This window comes from Kitasatospora sp. NPDC023120, from assembly GCF_055560835.1.
In genome coordinates this window covers 44,968-63,948 of record NZ_JBVHHY010000019.1, presented here as the reverse complement: position 1 = coordinate 63,948, position 18,981 = coordinate 44,968, and the positions used below count along the sequence as shown (strand labels likewise).

At 72.6% G+C, this 18,981-nt stretch carries 14 protein-coding genes; 1 reads left to right on the top strand and 13 read right to left on the bottom strand.

Annotated elements, in window-relative coordinates; translation table 11 throughout:
* Position 1: 1 nt before the first annotated feature.
* From ACZ3TI_RS26535 to ACZ3TI_RS26475, 13 genes are all read right to left on the bottom strand, one after another.
* Positions 2-1,969 carry a heparinase II/III family protein gene (locus tag ACZ3TI_RS26535; RefSeq protein WP_465730322.1) on the bottom strand — a complete coding sequence of 656 codons (1,968 nt, stop codon included), beginning with the start codon at positions 1,967-1,969 and terminating at the stop codon, positions 2-4.
* The gene (locus tag ACZ3TI_RS26530) at positions 1,966-4,164 is read right to left on the bottom strand and encodes a bi-domain-containing oxidoreductase (RefSeq protein ID WP_465730320.1); all 2,199 of its coding nucleotides are present in this window, start codon (positions 4,162-4,164) and stop codon (positions 1,966-1,968) included. The genes ACZ3TI_RS26535 and ACZ3TI_RS26530 overlap by 4 nt, the downstream gene beginning before the upstream one ends.
* Before the next feature lie 51 nt (positions 4,165-4,215).
* Entirely contained in the window at positions 4,216-6,123 is a 1,908-nt protein-coding gene (gene asnB, locus ACZ3TI_RS26525; RefSeq protein ID WP_465730318.1) for an asparagine synthase (glutamine-hydrolyzing), read from the bottom strand.
* A 3-nt stretch (positions 6,124-6,126) separates the two neighbouring features.
* On the bottom strand, positions 6,127-7,659 hold the full coding sequence (locus ACZ3TI_RS26520) for a Wzz/FepE/Etk N-terminal domain-containing protein (protein WP_465730316.1): 1,533 nt from the start codon (positions 7,657-7,659) through the stop codon (positions 6,127-6,129).
* Positions 7,656-9,020 carry a Wzz/FepE/Etk N-terminal domain-containing protein gene (locus tag ACZ3TI_RS26515; protein ID WP_465730314.1) on the bottom strand — a complete coding sequence of 455 codons (1,365 nt, stop codon included), beginning with the start codon at positions 9,018-9,020 and terminating at the stop codon, positions 7,656-7,658. The genes ACZ3TI_RS26520 and ACZ3TI_RS26515 overlap by 4 nt, the downstream gene beginning before the upstream one ends.
* Positions 9,017-10,294 (bottom strand): glycosyltransferase family 4 protein, encoded by a 1,278-nt coding sequence (locus ACZ3TI_RS26510; RefSeq protein WP_465730312.1) that lies wholly within the window; start codon positions 10,292-10,294, stop codon positions 9,017-9,019. Before ACZ3TI_RS26510 ends, ACZ3TI_RS26515 begins: the two co-directional genes overlap by 4 nt.
* Entirely contained in the window at positions 10,284-11,600 is a 1,317-nt protein-coding gene (locus tag ACZ3TI_RS26505) for a nucleotide sugar dehydrogenase (protein ID WP_465730310.1), read from the bottom strand. Before ACZ3TI_RS26505 ends, ACZ3TI_RS26510 begins: the two co-directional genes overlap by 11 nt.
* 73 nt (positions 11,601-11,673) lie before the next feature.
* Positions 11,674-13,158, bottom strand: coding sequence for a sugar transferase (locus ACZ3TI_RS26500; RefSeq protein ID WP_465730514.1), 1,485 nt, complete (start codon positions 13,156-13,158; stop codon positions 11,674-11,676).
* A 551-nt stretch (positions 13,159-13,709) separates the two neighbouring features.
* Positions 13,710-14,624, bottom strand: coding sequence for an amino acid ABC transporter permease (locus ACZ3TI_RS26495; protein ID WP_465730308.1), 915 nt, complete (start codon positions 14,622-14,624; stop codon positions 13,710-13,712).
* A complete protein-coding gene (locus ACZ3TI_RS26490) occupies positions 14,621-15,286 on the bottom strand; it encodes an amino acid ABC transporter permease (RefSeq protein WP_465730306.1) in 666 nt (221 codons plus the stop codon). Before ACZ3TI_RS26490 ends, ACZ3TI_RS26495 begins: the two co-directional genes overlap by 4 nt.
* Positions 15,287-15,304: 18 nt before the next feature.
* A complete protein-coding gene (locus tag ACZ3TI_RS26485) occupies positions 15,305-16,156 on the bottom strand; it encodes a glutamate ABC transporter substrate-binding protein (RefSeq protein ID WP_465730304.1) in 852 nt (283 codons plus the stop codon).
* A 63-nt stretch (positions 16,157-16,219) separates the two neighbouring features.
* On the bottom strand, positions 16,220-16,987 hold the full coding sequence (locus tag ACZ3TI_RS26480; RefSeq protein ID WP_465730302.1) for an amino acid ABC transporter ATP-binding protein: 768 nt from the start codon (positions 16,985-16,987) through the stop codon (positions 16,220-16,222).
* A gap of 90 nt (positions 16,988-17,077) precedes the next feature.
* Positions 17,078-17,743, bottom strand: a complete 666-nt coding sequence (locus ACZ3TI_RS26475; protein WP_465730300.1) for a TetR/AcrR family transcriptional regulator — start codon at positions 17,741-17,743, stop codon at positions 17,078-17,080.
* Positions 17,744-17,887: 144 nt separating this feature from the next.
* Here ACZ3TI_RS26475 and ACZ3TI_RS26470 point away from each other — a divergent pair, with 144 nt between their 5' ends.
* The gene (locus tag ACZ3TI_RS26470; RefSeq protein ID WP_465730298.1) at positions 17,888-18,850 is read left to right on the top strand and encodes an alpha/beta hydrolase; all 963 of its coding nucleotides are present in this window, start codon (positions 17,888-17,890) and stop codon (positions 18,848-18,850) included.
* The last annotated feature ends 131 nt before the right edge of the window (positions 18,851-18,981 follow it).

Below are 18,981 nucleotides of genomic sequence, written 5' to 3'. Positions count from 1 at the left end.
CTCACCCCTCGCCGTTGAACCTGAGGAGGGTGGTGAATCCCCGCGGGCCGTCGGCGGTGCCGGTGCTGGTGCCGACCAGTGTGGTGGCGGGTTCCTTGCGGCCGAAGCCGGGGGAGTACCAGCCCAGCGGCGGTTCGCTCTCGCCGCGGTGCGCCCGCCAGGTCAGCTGACCGGGCAGGTCGAGCACGGCGGAGCGCTGCTCGCCGTCCCCGGTCCAGGTGAGCAGGGCCCGGTTCCCCGTCAGCTCCGCGGTGATCGCCGGGCCGAGGTGGAACGCCAGACGGACCGCCCCGCCCGCGCCGTTCACCTCGTCGAGGATCCGCAACTCCCGCTCGGTGTGCGCCAGTTCGACCCGGCGGCGGTGGACGGCGGGCCGGTAGCCGTCGTGCTCGGCGCACCAGCGGGACACCGCCGGGTCGGAGGTGTCCGCGACCAGGACCCGGCTGCGGGCGTGCCGGGTCCACAGGAACGGGCCGCCGGAGGCGGACTGGTCGGCGCCGTCCAGCTGCAGGGTGTTGTGGCCGAGGGTGGAGCGGAAGTACCGCCGCCACTCGGGCTGCCCGTGGTAGCAGAACGTGCCCGGGTCGGCGAGCACGTCGACCCCGTCGTGCCGGACCTCCACGGACAGCGCGTCCGCGTGGGCGTGCGCGGCGATGGACAGGAACCCGTGCGGACCGCCGTCGCAGCGGCACCAGATCTCGTCGCCGCCGTCGCCGCCGCGCAGGATGGTCATCCCCGCGTCGGGAAGGTGCACCGGCCGGCTCGCCGGGCGGGTCACGTTCGTTGCGTACGGCCGGACGAGCGCGGCCAGCAGCGGGGTGCGCACCGCGGTGCCGGTCACCTCCGGCCACCAGGCGAGCCGTCCGAACACGGCCTCCCCGGTGGCCAGCAGCGAGGCCCAGCGGTCGGTGCCCGCGCCGTCCACGACCAGACCGTGTCCGTCGTCGGCGTCCCCCTGGCGCGGCGGGCGCAGCCGGTTGTCCACGACGGCCGCGAGCGCGTCGGTCATCCGCAGCAGCACCAGCCGGACGGTCGCGGGGACGGGCACCGCGGCGGCATCGGCCTCGGCCAGCGCGGCCAGGCCGAGCTCCAGGACGAGGCCGTGGTACTCGGTGGCCAGCTCGCGGTTGAGGCCCGAGGGGAAGGTGTTGCCGCGCAGGTGCCGCTCCAGCGACCGCAGCGCGCCGGACCGCCAGCGCTCCGACTCGGGGAACCAGTCGAAGGCGCAGGCCGCGGTGAACTGCCCGGCGGCCTCGGCGATGACGTGGTTGTTCGCCGAGGACCCCCGGCTGGGGAAGGCGGCCAGCCAGCGCTGGTGGTGCCAGATCCGGTCCAGCGCCACCGGGTTGCCCTCGAACAGCGCGGCCGCGCCGGACCAGCCGTCGAGCAGCCGGCGGATCCACACCCAGGACAGCAGGCGGATGCCCAGCTCGATGCCGCTGACCCAGTGCACGCCCTCCAGCGGCGGGTTGACCTTCCACCAGGAGCGCAGGTGGTCGGCCACGCGCTCGGCGTAGCGCTCGTTGCCGGTGATCGCGTACGCGGCGGCGAGCACCGTCAGGTACTGGTGCCGGGAGGGCTCCCAGATCTGCTTGATGTCGCCGACGGTGTCCTCGTCCCGGTACGGCACGTCGAAGGCGTAACCGGCCGTGGCCCGGCGCCCGGTCTTCGGGTCGAGCCACCAGTCCGGGTCGACCAGGTCCTCGCGCTCCACGCCGAAGAACTCGGCGCGGCCGTCCATCAGCCGGTCCGCCTCGGCGACCAGGCGCTTGGCGGCGTCGGCGGGCACCGCGGCGATCGTCCCGGCGGGCAGCACGGCGGTGAACCGGGCGCCGTTCACGGCCGGGCCCGCCGCCGGCGTCCCGGTGCGCCACCGCCGCCTGCGGAGCGTGTCGCCCAGCCGGCCGGCGACCTCCTGCGGCCCCATCGCGGACAGGCGCCGCAGGTACCAGCCCGCGCTCATGGTCACAGCGACCTCGCCAGGGTCACCGGCGCGCCGTCGGCCAGGCTGGCCCGGACCGCGAGGGTGGCCGCCGTGGTGGCGACCAGCGACTCCAGCGGCACCGGCATCGGCCCGCCGGTGCGCACGGCCTTGATGAAGCAGGCCAGTTCGTTGGACTGGCCCTTGTCGCGGGCCCTGGGCAGCCGCGAGCTGACCCACCGCTTGCGCCCGGTGCTGCTGAAGAACACCGAGGCGCGGACGAAGTCGTCCAGCGTGAGCACCTTGCCGTCGGCGAGGAGGTCCAGCGTCTCCTTGGGGAAGGCGGGCGCGCCGGAGGTGACGTAGCTGATGGTGGCGGTGGAGCCGTCCGGGTAGCGCAGCACGATCTGCAGGTCCTCGTTGCCGGACGGGGCGACGGCGTACACCGAGACCGGGTCCGCGCCGAGCAGCCAGCTCGCCGTGTCGATGAAGTGCCCGCCCTCGCCCTCGAACCGCGAGCCCTCGGTGCCCTGCCGGAGGTACCAGCTGCCGTGCTGGAGGCGGCCCGCGTTGACCAGGTAGCGCAGGTTGGCCGGGCCGGTCCGGGCGCCGAGGCGGGCCTTGGCGTCGCGCAGCAGCGGTGCGAAGCGGCGGTTGAAGCCCACCTGGAGGCGGTCGTTGCCGGACTCCTCCACCGTGGCGAGCACGGAGGCGAGTTCGTCCCCGGTCAGGGCGAGGGGCTTCTCCACGAAGACCGTCTTGCCGGCGAGCAGCGCCTTGCGGGTCAGGTCGGCGTGGGAGCTGTGTCGGGTGACCACGAAGACCGCGTCGATCGAGGAGTCGCCGAGGACGGCGTCGAGGTCGGTGGTCGCCAGGGCGAAGCCGAACTTGCGCTGGGCGTTGGCCGCGGACAGGGCCGTGGTGGTGACGACGGTGGACAGCGAGACGCCCTCGCGCCGGGCCAGGTGGGGCAGCAGCATGGAGCTCGCGTAGTTGCCCGCGCCGACGAACGCCAGCCGCACCGGGGACTTGGACGGCCGGGCCGCGCCGGCCTGCCCGGCGGGGCGCTTGACGGCCGGCACCGCCACCGTCGGGGCCCCGGTCCTGGCCTCCTCCTCCGCCGGGGCGTAGCGGAACAGCGCCGTGACGGCCTTCAACTCGCCGTCCTTCAGGCGCCGGTACGTCTCCACGGCGTCCTCGAAGTCGGCGACGTGGGAGATCAGCGGGTCGACGTTCACCCGGCCGCGGGCCATCAGGTCGAGGAAGCACGCCAGGTTGCGGCGCTCCGTCCAGCGCACGTACCCGATCGGGTAGTCGCGGCCCTCCAGCTCGTACCCGGGGTCGTAGCGCCCGGGGCCGTAGGAGCGGGAGAAGCGGACGTCCAGCTCCTTCTCGTAGTACGCGTTCCACGGCAGGTCCAGGCGGCACTTGCCGATGTCGACGACCCGGCCCCGGTCCCGGGCGAGGTGGGCGGCCAGCTCCACGGGCTGGTTGCTGCCGCCGCCGGCCGCCAGGTACACCTGGTCCACGCCGTGGCCGTCGGTCAGCTCCGCGACGGCGTTCTCCACGGCAGCGGACCCCGGGTCGCCACAGGCCGCCGCGCCCAGGCGCTCGGCCAGTTCGCAGCGCGAGGGGTCGGGGTCGGCTCCGACGACGCGCACGCCCGCGGCGGTCAGCAACTGCACCACCAGCTGCCCGATCAGCCCGAGGCCGATGACCAGCGCCACCTCGCCCAGCTGCGGTTCGCCCTGGCGCACGCCCTGCAGGGCGATCGAGCCGACGGTGCCGAAGGAGGCGTGCCGGGGCGCGAGGCCGTCCGGCACCGGGGTGTAGAGGTTCTTCGGCACCCAGTTGATCTCGGCGTGCAGCGCGTGCTCGTTCCCGGCGCAGGCCACCAGGTCGCCGACCTTCACGTCGTCGATCCCGGCGCCGACCTGCTCGACGACCCCGCACAGCGAGTAGCCCAGCGGCGTGTAGGAGTCCAGCTTGCCCATCACCTTGCGGTAGGTGGCGGGCAGCCCGTTGGTGGCCACGCTCTGCATGACCTTGGCCACCTGGTCCGGACGGGAGCGGGCCTTGCCCACCATCGACATCCCGGCCTCGGAGACCTTCATCATCTCCGTCCCGGTGGAGATCAGCGAGAAGACGGTGCGCACCAGCACCCCGCCCGGCTTGCACCCCGGCACCGGCACGTCGAGCACCGACAGTTCGCCGCTCTTGTAGTTCTGCACAACCTGTTTCACCGGAAGTCCCCTTGTTTCTATGCCGGTTGCTTCAATGCCGGGAAGTGGCCGCTACGCCGTGGTCGCGCCGCGGTACCAGTACTCGAGGGTCAGCACGTGCCACAGGTGCTTGGAGAAGTCCTGCTGCCCGGCGGCGTCCTCGGCGACGAGCCGCGCCAGCGCCTCGCGGCGCAGGAACCCGGAGCGCACCAGCTCGCCGTCGTTGATCACCTCGCGCACCAGCGGGGCCAGGTCCCGGCTCATCCAGGCCCGCAGCGGGGCGCTGAACAGGCCCTTGGGCCGGTACACGATCTCCCGGGGCAGGATCGAGGTGGCCGCCTCCTTGAGGACGGCCTTGCCCTGGCGCCCGACGATCTTGCGCTCGCCGGGGACGGTGAACGCGGCCTTGACCACCTCGACGTCCACGTACGGCACCCGCACCTCGGTGGAGGCGGCCATGCTCGAGCGGTCGGTGTACGCGAGGTTCAGGCCCGGCAGGAACATCCGGGCGTCGCCCAGGCACATGCGGTTGACGAAGTCGTCGAGGTCGTTGTCCGCGTAGACGTCCGCGTGCTCGGTCAGTACGTCCTCGACGGCCGGGGCCAGGTCCGGGTCGACGAGGTCGAGCAGCTCGGAGCGGTCGTACAGGGTGTAGCTGCGCCGGAAGGCCGTCTCCTCCGGCAGGTCGGCGAAGGAGAGGAAGCGCTTGGCGAACCGCACCGAGCGCAGGCCCCGGCTGGAGGTGGCCACCGGCAGCCGGTCCACGGCCGCGGACAGGCCGCGCCGCAGCGGTCGCGGGACGCGCTGGTAGCGCAGCGCGATCAGGTTGGCCAGGTGCTTGCGGTACCCGGCGAACAGCTCGTCGGCGCCCATCCCGGAGAGCATCACCTTGACCCCGGCCTCCCGGGCGGCGGAGCAGATCAGGAAGGTGTTGATCGCGGCCGGGTCGCCGATCGGCTCGTCCAGGTGGTACGTCATCCTCGGCAGCAGGTCGAGCACGTCCGGGGCGATCTCGATCTCGTGCAGGTCGACGCCGTACCGCTCGGCCACCTGCCGGGCGTGGCGCAGGTCGTCAGGCATCGCCTCGAACCTGGCGTCCTCGGCGCGGAAGCCGATCGTGTAGGCGGAGATCCCGGGCCGGTCGCGGGCCGCGAGCGCGGTCAGGTAGCTGGAGTCCAGCCCGCCGGAGAGGAAGGTCGCCACGGGGACGTCGGAGAGCAGGTGACGCCGGGTCGACTCCTCGACGATGGCGGCGATGTCCGGCAGCTCGCCGGCCCGGGCCCGCTCCCGGCCCTCGGCGGCGACGTCCCGCAGGTGCCAGAACCGGCCGCGCTCCACCCGGCCGTCGGGCCGGCACCGCAACCAGCTCCCCGGCGGCAGCTTCTCCGCCTCGCGGAACGCGCACCGCGAGTCGGGCACCCAGTAGTAGAGCAGTGAGGCCACCAGCGCCGCGTGGTCCACCTGCAGCGAGCCGCCGGTGGCGGCGGCGAGCGCCTTGAGCTCGGAGGCGAACACCAGGCCCTCGCCGCGCCGGAGCAGGAAGAGCGGCTTGATGCCGAGCTGGTCGCGGGCGAGCACCAGTTCGCCGGTGCGCTCGTCGAAGATCCCGAACGCGAACATGCCGCGCAGCCGGGGCAGGCAGTCCGTGCCCCAGCGCCGCCAGGCCTCCAGCAGCACCTCGGTGTCGGAGGTGCCGCGGAAGCGCACCCCGGCGGCCGCCAGTTCGGCCCGCAGCTCGGGCGCGTTGTACAGCTCGCCGTTGTACGTCAGGACGAGGCCGTTCGAGACCATCGGCTGGGCGCCGGTCTCGGTCAGGTCGATGATGGACAGCCGCCGGTGCCCGAGGTGCACTTCGCCGTCACCGACCGGGTGGCTGTAGCGGCCCGCCCCGTCCGGACCGCGGTGGGCGAGGGTCTCGGTGAGCAGGTCGGTCACGGCCTTCCCGTCCGGCCATCGGTACGTGCCCGCGATGCCGCACATGTCCTACCTCGCCTCCTGGTCGCTGTCGGGGACCCGTGCGGTCCACATCGGTAGTCGCTCCGTACGCCGCCGGGCCGTCCCGTTCGGCCGGGTCGGCCGCTCGCTGCGGCCGCGCAGGGCGGTGTGCAGCCCGTCCCACAGCGTGCCGTCGGTCCGGTCGCGCGGATCGGGGTCGATCAGCACCACCCCGATCACCGGGATGCGCTGGTCCGCGAGCTGCCGCGCCACGGTGTGCAGCCAGGCGGCGCTGCCGTGCCCGGCCCGTACGACGAGCACCGTCCGGGTGCCCAAGTACCGCAGGTCGGTCCAGGCCGTGCCGGGTGCCACCGAGCCGACGCCGAGCCGGCGCTCCTGGTCCGGCACGGTCTCGGCGCGCTCGCCGCCGACCACGGTCGGGTCCCCGGGCTCGGGGCGGCGCTTGGCGAGCTGCGGGCCCGGCAGGCCGTCGACGACCACCACCGGCCCCTCCTCCTGCGCCAGTGCCCGGGCGAAGTCCATGGCGATCTCGACGGTGCTGCGCGCGCAGCCCAGTTCCAGCAGCGACACCGGTTCCGCGGAGCCGCGCACGGCGCGGGCGAGGGTCGCGGTGAGCCGCGTCCGGGGCGCCCGGGTCCGCCGGCGCTGCCAGGGCCTGCCCGTCCGCCGGGGCAGGCGGGGCAGTTCGGCGACGACCGAGGCGCCGAGGTTCGCCGCGATCTCCCGGCGCAGCACCGGGCGGTCCGCCACGACCGCACCGACCGCGGCCACCGCGAGCCCGAGGACGAGCCCGAGGACGAGCCCGATGGCGGCGTCGGTGGCGGCGGCCCTGGGCAGGGACTGCCGCTCCGCGCGCGGGGTGTCCACGATCTGGGTGCCGGCGACGAGCCGGGGCGTGCCGACCCGCGCCTCCGCGGCGCGTCGGCTGAAGTCGCTGATGCGCGAGGTGAGTTCGGCCCGGTTGGCGTAGAGCGACTCCAGGTTCGCCGAGGCCTTCGGCCCGTTCTGCGGCGATGCGTCCGCGATCGCCTTGTCGACCTGGGCGAGTTCGTCCTTCAGCCGGTCGCGCTGGTCGAGCAGGGCCTTGGCCTCGGCGTCCGCGGTCTCCTGGATCCGCCGCACGTGCTCCGCGACGAACGCGTCGGCCAGCGCCTTGGCCCGGGCCACCGCCTCCGCGTCGCTGCGGCCCGTCGCGGTGATCTGCAGCAGGTTGTTGGTCAAGCCGATGCCCCCGTACTCCTTCATGAAGTCCTCCGGCTTCTCCGGGGACCCGAGGGACTGCAGCGCCTTGCCGGCGATCCCGGTGGTCTGCAGCAGGGCGACGTCGGTGCGGATCAGCGTTCCGGAGTCATTCGGCTGGTCCGCCTGGTGCGCGACCAGCAGCTTGGCCACCGCGCTCGGCGGTGCCGGCAGCAGGACCGCCACCACCGCGCCGAGCAGCAGCCCGATCAGCGCCAGGGAGGACCAGAGGCGGCGCCGCCTGCGCACCGCGACCACCAGCGCCTGGAGGTCCAGCAGTGGTGCGGCGGCCGACGGCTCCGAGGTCGTACTCGTCATCACGTCGAACCTCTCCCCGTGCCGTTGCCGACCGCGAGCGCCGGCTCGGCGACCTCCGGGGGGCGGTCGCCGGAGCGTGCCGGGCGGGCCCGGACCGGGCCGGCGAGGACGACGCCGACCACCTCGTGCCCGGCGTCCGCGCACGCCCCGGCGATCCCGGCGAGCTCCCCCGCGGTCCAGCTGCCCGCGCTGAGCACGACCACGGCACCGGAGTCCTCGTCCTGGTCCGGCACCAGCGGCCGGGACACCGGGACCTCCACCACCCGCAGCAGCGGACCGCTCCCCGCCTCGGCGACGAGCTGCCCCGCGGCCCGCAGGGCGGTCCCGTCGCCGTCCGGGACGACGACCAGCAGCCGCCGGGCGGCCGGCACCCGGTCCCGGAGCCGGGCGCACACCCGCCGGAAGCGGGTCTGCCGGTCGGCCTCGTCGCCGGAGACCTGCGGGGCCGGTACGTCCCACCGGGTGTCGAGGTCCAGCATCCGGCGGATCAGGGCGCGCGGGCCGCGGCCCCGCGGCCGGAGCTCGGGCGGGCCGCCGGGGACGTCGACGGTGCCGAGGAGCACCGAGCCCAGCGCCGCGGCGATCTCCGGCCCGGCGCGCAGCCGGCGACTCACCCGCGCGGCGGTGAGATGGCCGATGACCGCGAGCAGGACGGACAGCAGCGCCCCGGCGAGGGCGAGCTGGACGGGCGTCGGCGGCGCCTCGCCGGTCGGTCGGGCCGCCGGACCCATGACCACCATGGTGGCCTTGGCGGCAGCGGGGTCGACCTGGTCCAGCTTCTTGACGGCGTCCTGCAGCGCGGTACGCAGCTTCGCGAGTTCGGTGCGGGTCTGCACGCTCTCCACGGTCTGCCCCGGATCGGTCGCGTCGGCCAGCTCGGTGATGCGCCGGCCGGCCTGCGCCACCAGCTGCCGCAGCGCCTCGGGCTGCGTCGCCCCGGAGTCGGTGCCGTCGCCCGTCATCCGCGCGGTGAAGGAGACGAACTGCTGGACCACCTGGTCGGAGAGCTGCTGGGCGCGCTCCGGAGTGTCGGCCGTACCGGAGATCTTGACGATGTTCCCGTCGGCGACCGTGGCGCTCACCCGGTCCTGCAGGTCGGTGCCGCTGACCCCGGCCCAGCCGAGCGCGGCGGCCGCCCGGTCGACCACCACCGAACTGGTCGCGATCTCCGCCTGGGTCATCAGCTCGCGCTCCTGCCACGCCCCCGGCAGCAGGACCGAGGCCGAGGTCGTGTAGCGCGGCGGGAACAGGAAGGAGGCGCCGTAGCCGACGAGCGCACCCACCACGGCGAGGACGGCGAGCAGCCGCCATCGCCGGCGCAGGATCCGACCGACCGTGACCAGGCGAATGGTGTCGTCGTTCAACGGCGCGGCCTTCTCCCCGCCCGGCCCGCCCGGCCCGCCGACACCGGAGCGCGGCCGGCGCAGGCGGCGGCGTAGGCGGCGAGCAGCGAGCGCTGGGAGTTGCGCCAGGAGAGCGGCCCGTTGATCCGCTCCTGGCCGATCTTGCCCATCAGGGCCCGCCGCTCCGGGTCGTCCAGCAGCTGCGCGATGAGCCGGGCGAACTCCGTCTCGTCGTCGGTGGACGCGTAGACGGCGGCGTCACCGGCGGAGACCCGTGCCTCCCGGAGGTCGAAGGAGACGATCGGGCGGCCCATCACCATGTACTCCAGGACCTTGTTCATCGTCGACACGTCGTTGAGCGGATTGCACGGGTCGGGGGAGAGGCACACGTCGGCGGTGGACAGGTAGCGCACCAGATCGGCGTCCGGGACGCGCCCGGTGAACTGCACCTGCTCGGAGAGTCCGAGCCGCCGGGACAGCTCCACCATCGCGTCGAAGGTGTCGCCGCCGCCGACGAACACCGCGTGCCAGTCGGTCCGTCCGAGCTCGTCGCGCAGCTTCGCGAGCGCCCGCAAGGCGTAGTCGACGCCGTCCTGCGGGCCCATGACGCCCAGGTAGCACAGCAGATGGGGCTTGCCGCGCTTCAACTCCGGCTCGGGCGGCACCGGTCGGAACCGGTCGGTGTCGGGTGCGCTGCGCACCACGAAGACGTCCTCGGGCCGCCGGCCGCCGCGGCGCAGCGCGACGTCCCGGTAGCTCTCGTTGGTGGCGAGCACGACGTCCGCGGCCCGGTAGGTGAAACGTTCCAGCGCGCACACGGCGCGGTAGAGCAGGTCCTTTCCGCGGTCGAACCGGGAGAGGTACAGCTCGGGCACCAGGTCGTGCTGGTCGAAGACGAACCGGGCGCCGCGCCGCTTCATCAGCAGGGCGGGCAGGAAGAGCAGGTCGGGCGGGTTGCAGGCGTGGACCACGTCCACCGGGCCGACCCTGCGGGCCAGCCGGGCGGTGTGCCACAGCGCCGATCCGTACTCCCGCAGGTAGCCGGCCGGTCCTCCGGTGGCCGCGCGCAAGGGGTAGCGGTGGATCCGCACCCCGTCGACCTCCGCTTCCGCCTCGGTGTCCCGCTTGCTCCCCTGCGGGCAGATGACGTGCACCTCCCAGCCCGCGTCGCGCAGCGTCGTGCACTCCTGCCACACCCGCCGGTCGAAGGGCACCGACAGGTTCTCCACCAGGACGAGCGCGCGACGGGCCGGCCTGCCGCCGACCGGGTCACCGAACGATGTGTCACCAAGCAAGGCCCACGTACCCCGGTTCGGCCCGGCGCGCCTCGGCGTCGGGAAGGCGGATGAGGTCGACGATCACCGGGCCGTCGCCCTTGGGCAGCGCCGACAGCACGGCCGGATCGCTGGTCCCGACCAGGCACACCTCGGCGTGTTCCAGCACCTCGCCCACGGACTCCGCGAGCAGCTGCGCGAGGTGTGGCAGCCGGGTCTCGATGTACTCGCGGTTCGCGCCGAGCAGCCGGGACAGGTTCACGTTGGGGTCGTAGATCCGCAGGTCGTAGCCCTTGCCGAAGAGCCGCTCCGCGAGCTCGACGAGCGGGCTCTCGCGCAGGTCGTCGGTGCCGGGCTTGAAGGACAGGCCGAACAGGCCCACCCGGCGCTTGCCGGTGTGCTCGACGAGGTCCACCGCGCGCTGCAGATGCGCGGAATTGGAGGGCAGCACGTGGGAGAGGATCGGCACCGAGACGTCGGCCCGCTGCGCCGCGTGGACCAGGCTGCGCAGGTCCTTGGGCAGGCAGGAGCCGCCGAAGGCGAAGCCGGGCCGCAGGTAGGCGGGGCTGATGTTCAGCTTGCGGTCGGCCAGGAACACGTCGATCACCTGGTGCGAGTCCACCCCGAGCGCCCGGCACACCGCGCCCAGCTCGTTCGCGAAGCCGATCTTGAGGCCGTGGAAGGCGTTGTCCGCGTACTTGATCGCCTCGGCGGTCGGGACGGGCACCCGGAACACCTCGCCGGGCAGTCCGTCGTACAGCGCCGCGACCACGTCGCCGCTCGCCCGGTCCAGCTCGCCGATGACGGTCTTCGGCGGGTCGAAGAAGTCCCGCACGCTCGTGCCCTCGCGCAGGAACTCCGGGTTGACCGCGACCCCGAAGTCCACTCCGGCCGTGCCGCCGGCGTACTTCTCCAGGATCGGCACCAGCAGGTTCAGGCAGGTGCCCGGGAGCATGGTGCTGCGGAACACGACGGTCTGCCGCCCGCCCCGCTCGGCCACCGCGGCACCGATCTGCTCGGTGACCCGCTCCAGGTACGTGGTGCACAGGCTGCCGTTGGGCTCCGAGGGCGTGCCCACGCAGACCAGCGACACCTCGCTGCCCGTGATCGCCTCGCGGACGTCGGCGGTGGCGCGCAACGCCCCGGTCCGCACGACCTCGGCGACGAGCTCGCCGATCCGCTCCTCGACCACCGGAGCCTTGCCGTCGTTGACCAGGTCGACCTTCACCTGGTTGACGTCCACCCCGATGACCTCGTGACCGAGGCTGGCCAGGCAGGCGGCCGACACGCAGCCCACGTAGCCGAGCCCCAGGACGCTGACCCTCATGACCCGTTCCTCCCCTCGGGCAGGCCCCTGCGGCCTGCCGTCCACGCGCCGACCGGGCGACGCCCCCCGCGCATCAGTACGCCCCCTGCCCGTGCAGCACCGCCCGCAGCGTCTTCCAGAGGATCACCGCGTCCAGGGCGAGCGACCAGTCCTCCACGTACCGCAGGTCCAGTCGGACCGCCTCCTCCCACGGCAGGTCGCTGCGCCCGCTGATCTGCCACAGGCCGGTCAGCCCGGGCTTGACGAGCAGCCGCCGCCGGATGTCCGGGCCGTACGCGGCGGACTCCTCCGGCAGCGGGGGCCGCGGACCGACGAGCGACATCGAGCCGGTGAGCACGTTGAGCAGCTGCGGGAGCTCGTCGAGCGAGTACCGGCGCAGTACCCCTCCGACCCGGGTCACCCGCGGATCCCGGCGGAGCTTGAACAGCAGGCCGGCGCCCTCGTTGCGGTCGGCCAGCTCGGCCCGCGCCCGGTCGGCCCCGACGACCATGGTGCGGAACTTGACGATCGTGAACTCGCGGCCGTCCTTGCCGACCCGGTGCTGGCGGTAGAACGCCCCGCCCCGGCTGTCCGCCAGCACGAGCAGCCCGACGAGCAGCATCAGCGGAGCGAACAGGACCAGCAGGACCGCGGCGCCCAGCCGGTCGACGACCTCCTTGACCGCCCGGGGGCCCCCGGTGAAGGTCGGCATGCTGACCCGCAGCAGCGGGATCCCGAGCACCGCGTCCACGTGCAGCCGCGGGCCGGCCACCTCCATCAGCACGGGGGCGACGACCATCTCGGCATCGCTGCCCTCCAGGTTCCAGGCCAGCCGCTGCAGCCGATCCGGCGACCAGTGCGGGTCCGGGGTGATCGCGACGACCCGGTAGCCGTCGCGGCGGACGTGGTTGGCGACGTCCGTCAGGCGGCCGACGACCGGTACGCCGTCCACCCGATCACCGTCCGGCCCGCGGCCGTCCGGCGTGCACACCGCCTCCACCCGCCAGCCGAGGTGCGGGAACTTGCGGGTCCGGGCGATCAGGTCGCGCACGGTGGCCACGCTCCCGGCGGCGAGCACCGGGCGCAGGCACCGTCCTTCGTAACGCCGTCTGTGCAGCCACAGACGCAGCAGGTACCGCTCGGTCATGGTGACGAGCGTGATCGCCGGAATCGCGACGAAGATCCAGAGCTTGATGTTGTGCGAGGTCAGGGCGATTCCGCCGAGCGCCAGCAGAACGGCCGCCGTGAACAGCGAGCGTCCGAGCCTGCGGAATTCCTCGGCGCCCTGACCGAGTACGGCCGAAGCCCACGCACGGGTCACCGCAAGCGCGCCCAGCACGAGCAGTTCGGTGCCGAAAGCGAGAATTCCCCATTTCTCGTGCCAGTTGGCCGCGTCCCGAACCCCGAAGAAGCCGCCGATTGCCGCTACCACGAAGCCGGTCGCCACGGTGTCGCTGATGATCACAGTACGGCGGTACTGCTGCTCCCAGTCGATCTCGGACCGGCTGATTCTCCCGTTCCCCGCACGCCCGTGCGCCGCCAGAAACGGGCTGACTAATTCTCCTTCCTCCTGTTCCACAGCTCCCGCCAGGTCACCGGTGGGTTCGACGTGCTCGCTCCACACGATTCCTCCCCCCGGGAGGCTCGCGCCTCCCGCACCTGTTCCTCCCTCGGGAGGCCCTGCCCCCCCGCGCCGCGCTGTTCGTCCCTCGGAGGTCCCCGCCCCCCCGCGCATGCCGAATCGGATGGTGCAGTGGTGCTCGAACAACCAGCCCCGGCGGCAAAGGGCTCCACGCCCTGCCGGAGTTTTCCGGGCAGGCGGGAAACCCGCCGGTGTTTGCTTCCCCCATGCCCGAAGCCCACGCTCGGGCCCCGAGAATTGATCTCCCCCACGCCTGACGCCCTGGACGCGAATGTCGGCAGTCGACAGCGACGGACCTGTGGATCACTTCCGTCGCCCGATGTCCGAACGGGCGGGGCTAAATCAATGTAGAGCATCGGAGCCGTCGGAAGAGGGGGATGTGTGAAACACGTGCTCGAGATTTGAAGCCGGATCCACCGGCGTGCACTGTGACCTGTGATGACAGCTCCGTGATGGCGGCGGTTTGACCAACTTCGGTCACCCGCAGGTCAGTTGCCGCCGAGGTCCTCGCGGCGGACGTGCTCGCCCGGTGTCGCCAGCTCGTCGACCGCCTCGGCGACGACGACCGCCCCGGTGGAGCGCTTGCCGCGCCGGAGCCGGCCCTCCAGCCAGCCCGCGAAGGACGTGAGCGCGAAGTTCAGCACGACGAAGACCACCGCGACGACGGTGAAGCTGGCGATCGTGTTCGCGCCGAAGTTCGCGCTCATCGGCCGCACCGACGCCAGCAGTTCGGAGAAGCCGAGCAGAGCGCCGCCCAGTGCGGTGTCCTTGACGATGACCACCAGCTGGCTGACGATCGCGGGCAGCATCGCCGTGACCGACTGCGGCAGCAGCACGTACCGCATCACCTGGTTCTTCCGCATGCCGATCGCCTTCGCCGCGTCGCTCTGGCCCCGGGGGAGGGCGAGGATCCCGGCCCGTACGATCTCGGCGAGCACGGAGGCGTTGTAGAGGACGAGGCCGGTGACGACGGCGTACAGCGGCCGGACATCGGGACCGACGTCCGTGTACTCGGAGTACGCCGCGTTGGCGAAGAGCATCAGGATGAGCACCGGGATGGCGCGGAAGAACTCCACCACCGTGCCGGAGGCCACCCGCACCCACCGGTGCTCGGAGAGCCGAGCGATGCCGAACAGCGCTCCGAGCGGCAGTGCGATGACCATGGCGAGCGCGGCGGCGATCAGGGTGTTCCGGAGCCCGGGCAGGAGGAAGGTGTCCCAGGCGCCCGAGTCCGTGAAGAACGGCTTCCACTTGGCCCATTCGAGCTGGTTCTTGTCGGCGAGGCTCTGCACCACCCACCAGACCACGCCGGCCAGGGCGACCAGGAACAGCGCCGTGAACAGCAGGTTGCGCCGTTTCGCCCGCGGCCCGGGCGGGTCGTACAGCACGGCCCGCGAGCTCATCGCTTCACCGACACCTTCCGGCTCACCCAGCCGAGGAACAGTCCGGTCGGAAGGGTGAGGCAGATGAAGCCGAACGCGAAGACGGCTGAGATCAGCAGGAGTTGGGCCTCGTTCTCGATCATGACCCGCATCAGCGCGGCGGCCTCGGCGACCCCGATCGCCGAGGCCACGGTGGTGTTCTTGGTCAGCGCGATCAGCACGTTCGCCAGCGGACCCACCACGGAGCGGAAGGCCTGGGGGAGCACGACGAGCCGCAGGACCTGGGAGAACCTCAGGCCGATGGCCCGGGCCGCCTCGGTCTGCCCGACGGGCACCGTGTTGATGCCGGAGCGCAGCGCCTCGCAGACGAACGCCGAGGTGTAGGCGATCAGACCGAACACGGCGAGCCGGAAGTTGATCACCTTGAAGGTGTCGGCGCCGAACGTGACGCCGAGCGTCTGGAACATGCCCAGCGAGGTGAAGACGATGATCACGGTGAGCGGGATGTTCCGGACCACGTTGACGTAGGCGGTGCCGAAGCCGCGCATCAGGGGCACCGGGCTGACCCGCATGGCGGCCAGCAGGGTGCCCCAGAGCAGTGAGCCGATGGCGGAGTAGAAGGTGAGCTGCACCGTCACCCAGAAGGCCCCCAGCAGGTCGTAACCCTGGAGAAAGTCGAACACGGTGTCTCTCCCGCCGCCTCAGGTGACGATGACGCCGATCGTCGGAGCGGGCTCGTTGTGGTAGTTCGCCGGGCCGAAGTTCTTCTTGACGGCCGCGTCCCAGGAGCCGTCGCTGACCATCTTCTGCAGCGCGGTGTTGATCTGCTCCTTGAGCGCGCTGCCCTTCTGGACGCCGATGCCGTAGTTCTCGTTGCTCATCTTGAAGCCGCCGAGCTTGAACTTGCCCTTGAACTGGGGCTGCGCGGCGTAGCCGGCGAGGATCGAGTCGTCGGTGGTCAGGGCGTCGATCACCTTGTTCTCCAGGCCGGTCAGGCACTCGGAGTAGCCGCCGTACTCCTGCAGTTGGGCGTTGGGCGCGATCTTCGTCTTGACGTTCTGCGCGGAGGTGGAACCGGTGACCGAGCAGAGCTTCTTGTTGTTGAGGTCCTGGGGCGTCTTGATGGAGTCGTCGTCGGCCCGGATCAGGACGTCCTGGTGCGCCAGCAGGTACGGGCCGGCGAAGTCGACCTTCTCCGAGCGCGCGGGAGTGATCGAGTACGAGGCGGCGATGAAGTCGACGTCCCCGCGCTGCAGCAGCGTCTCGCGGTCGGCGCTCTTGGCCTCCTTGAACTCGATGTCGCCGGGAGCGTGGCCGAGCTGCTTGGCGACGTACGTGGCCACGTCCACGTCGAAGCCGGTGTACTTGCCCTCCGGGGTCTTCAGGCCGATGCCGGGCTGGTCGAACTTGATGCCCACGACGATCTTCTTGCCGGAGGCGCTCGCGCTCCCGCTGGCACCGCCACCGCCGCCGCCGCTGGATCCGCATCCGGCGGCGATCGGCGACAGCACGAGCACGGCGGCGGCCGCGACGGTGGCCTTGCGAAGCTTCATGGTGATCATTCCTCGTCCTCGGAGGTCTGGGATACCGGCCTGGTCCGGCCCGACCAGGCCCGGTCAGTGGTGCAGGATCTTCGCGAGGAAGTCCTTGGCCCGCTCGCTGCTCGGGTTGCTGAAGAACCGATCGGGCGTCGTCTCCTCCACGATCCGGCCATCGGCCATGAACACCACCCGGTTCGCGGCCGAACGGGCGAATCCCATCTCGTGGGTGACGACGACCATGGTCATTCCGTCCCGGGCGAGCTGGCGCATCACCTCCAGCACCTCGTTGATCATCTCGGGGTCGAGCGCGGAGGTCGGCTCGTCGAAGAGCATGATCTTCGGGTCCATCGCCAGCGCCCTGGCGATCGCGACCCGCTGCTGCTGGCCCCCGGAGAGCTGCGCGGGGTACTTGTCGGCCTGCTCCGCAACCCCCACCCGCTCCAGCAGGCTGCGTGCCCGCTCGTCGGCCGCCTTCCTGTCCTTCCCGCGGACCTTGACCTGCCCGAGCGTCACGTTCTGCAGCACCGTCTTGTGCGCGAAGAGGTTGAAGGACTGGAAGACCATGCCCACATCGGCCCGCAGCGCGGCCAGCTCGCGGCCCTCGGCGGGCAACGGCCTGCCGTCGATGGCGATCTCGCCGGAGTCGATGGTCTCCAGCCGGTTGATGGCGCGGCACAGCGTGGACTTGCCGCCGCCGGACGGCCCGATCACGACGACCACCTCGCCGCGGGCGATCGTCAGGTCGATGTCCCGCAGGACGTGGAGCGCGCCGAAGTGCTTGTTGACGCCGCTCAGCACCACCAGATCACCCGCGGCCGGGGCGGGACCCTCTTCCTTCGCCACTGCGCCTCCGCTCGTCTGCTACATGCTCCGCCGACCGGAACGAAGCCGCATGCCGACAGCGGCGGCGCGAAGCCCCCATGGCTCGACGCGTCAGGGGATCCGGGCCTCGACCTGGGCGAGGTGGGCGGCGAGGATCTCCTCGAACGCGGCGCGGCGCTCCGCCCCGAGGGGGCGGATGTCGCGGGCGAAGTGGGCCAGGGCGGGGAAGCGTTCGGGGTCGGCGCCGAGCACCGCGACGCGGAACTGCTCCATGCCCTGCTCGTACTCCTCGGGGGCGATGGTGCTGATGCCGGCCTCGGAGGTGATCAGCGAGGCGAGGAGGATCACGAGGCGGTGGTACCGCACCGGGACCTCCTCGTCGGGCAGGCCGGACGCGCGCAGGGCCTGCAGCACCTCCTCCATGACCGACCGGGATCCGGTGCCGCCGGAGCCGTAGCGTCCCCACACCGCGGCGAGTTGGGGCTGCTCGCCGAAGGCGTCGCGCAGGTGCAGGGCCAGCGCGGTGATGCGCTGCTTCCAGTCGCACTCGGCGTGGTCGCCCACGGGGTAGTCGTCCATGGCGGCCAGCAGGACCCGGTCGGCGACCGCGCGCAGCAGCTCGGTCTTGTTGCGGAAGTGCCGGTAGAGGCTGGAGGAGTCGGTCCCGAGCGCCGCGGCGAGTCTGCGCACGCTGAACGACTCGGCGTCGCCCGTGCGCAGCAGTTCCGCCGCCGTGTCCAGGATCTCCTCGGTCGACCACCGCCGTCGGCCCGTCATCTCGCCCCTCTCCTCTCGCCCCTCCCGTCCGGGCTCAGCCTAACCTATGCACTTGCTGATGCACGCACTGCGTGCATAATAAGGGCAACGCACTGTCCGGTCACGACGACACCCGGCACCCGGCCGGGAGGGGGAGTAGGACACATGAGCGAGACCACCGGCGCCACCCGGCCGCCGGAGCCGGACTTCTCGGCCATCACGACCGCCGAACTGCTCGCCTACCGCGAGGCGGAGAACCGCTTCCGGGCCTCCGACGCGGCGCGCGCGTTCCTCGGAGAGCCGGACGCCGGCGCCGCGATCGACTGGCAGGAGATCGCACTGCCCGGCCGCGACCTGCCCGTCCGGGTCTACCGTCCGGCCCCGACGGGACACGGGGACGCCGTGGCCCGGACCGACCTGCCGCTCGTGGTCCACGTCCACGGAGGCGGCTTCGTGGGCACGGCGGTGCAGTGCGACTGGACCAGCAGCCACCTCGCCGCCCGGCTGCCCGCCGTCGTCGTCTCGGTCGAGCACCGCCTCCTCGCCCCCGACAGCCCACTCACCAACGCCGCCGACGACGGCTGGGACGTCCTGCGGCACGTGCTGCGCCACGCGGCGCAGTGGGGCGTCGACCCGGCGCGCGCGGCCGTCTTCGGTGAGAGCTGCGGCGCGCTGATCAGCGCGCTGACGGCCGTCCGGGCCAGGGAGGCCGGCCTGGAGCTCAAGGCACAGGTCCTGGTCAACCCCGCCGTCGACGTCACCGGGACGATGTTCGACCACCCCTCGATCACCGAGTACGCCCACACCCCGACCCGGGCCCTGCCGGTCCTGCAGCTCGTCCGGCGGCTCGCCGTCGAGCCGGGCGGCGACCCCCGCGCGGTCTCGCCGCTGCACGCGGACGACCTGGGCGGACTCGCCCCGGCGCTCGTGATCGTGCCCACCCGGGACGCGCTCGCCGACCACGGCCGCCGCTACGCCGAGCGACTGCACGCGGCCGGGACCCCGGTGCGGCTCACCGAGTACCCGGGCGCGCCCCACGCGTTCCTCACCCTGCCCGGCCTGGAACCCCAGGCCGAGGCCGCCCGGGCGGAGATCCTCGCCTTCCTCCGCACGGCCCTGGCGAACTGACGGAGCGACGACGCGCCCCGCCCCGGTCGGGCCGCTTCCTTAGCGGAACGTTAGATCCGGGCCGAGGTCCTTGCCGCCGGGCGGGACGCGGCTGCACGCTCTGGGGCACCCCACCCGCCGGAGAATCCGTG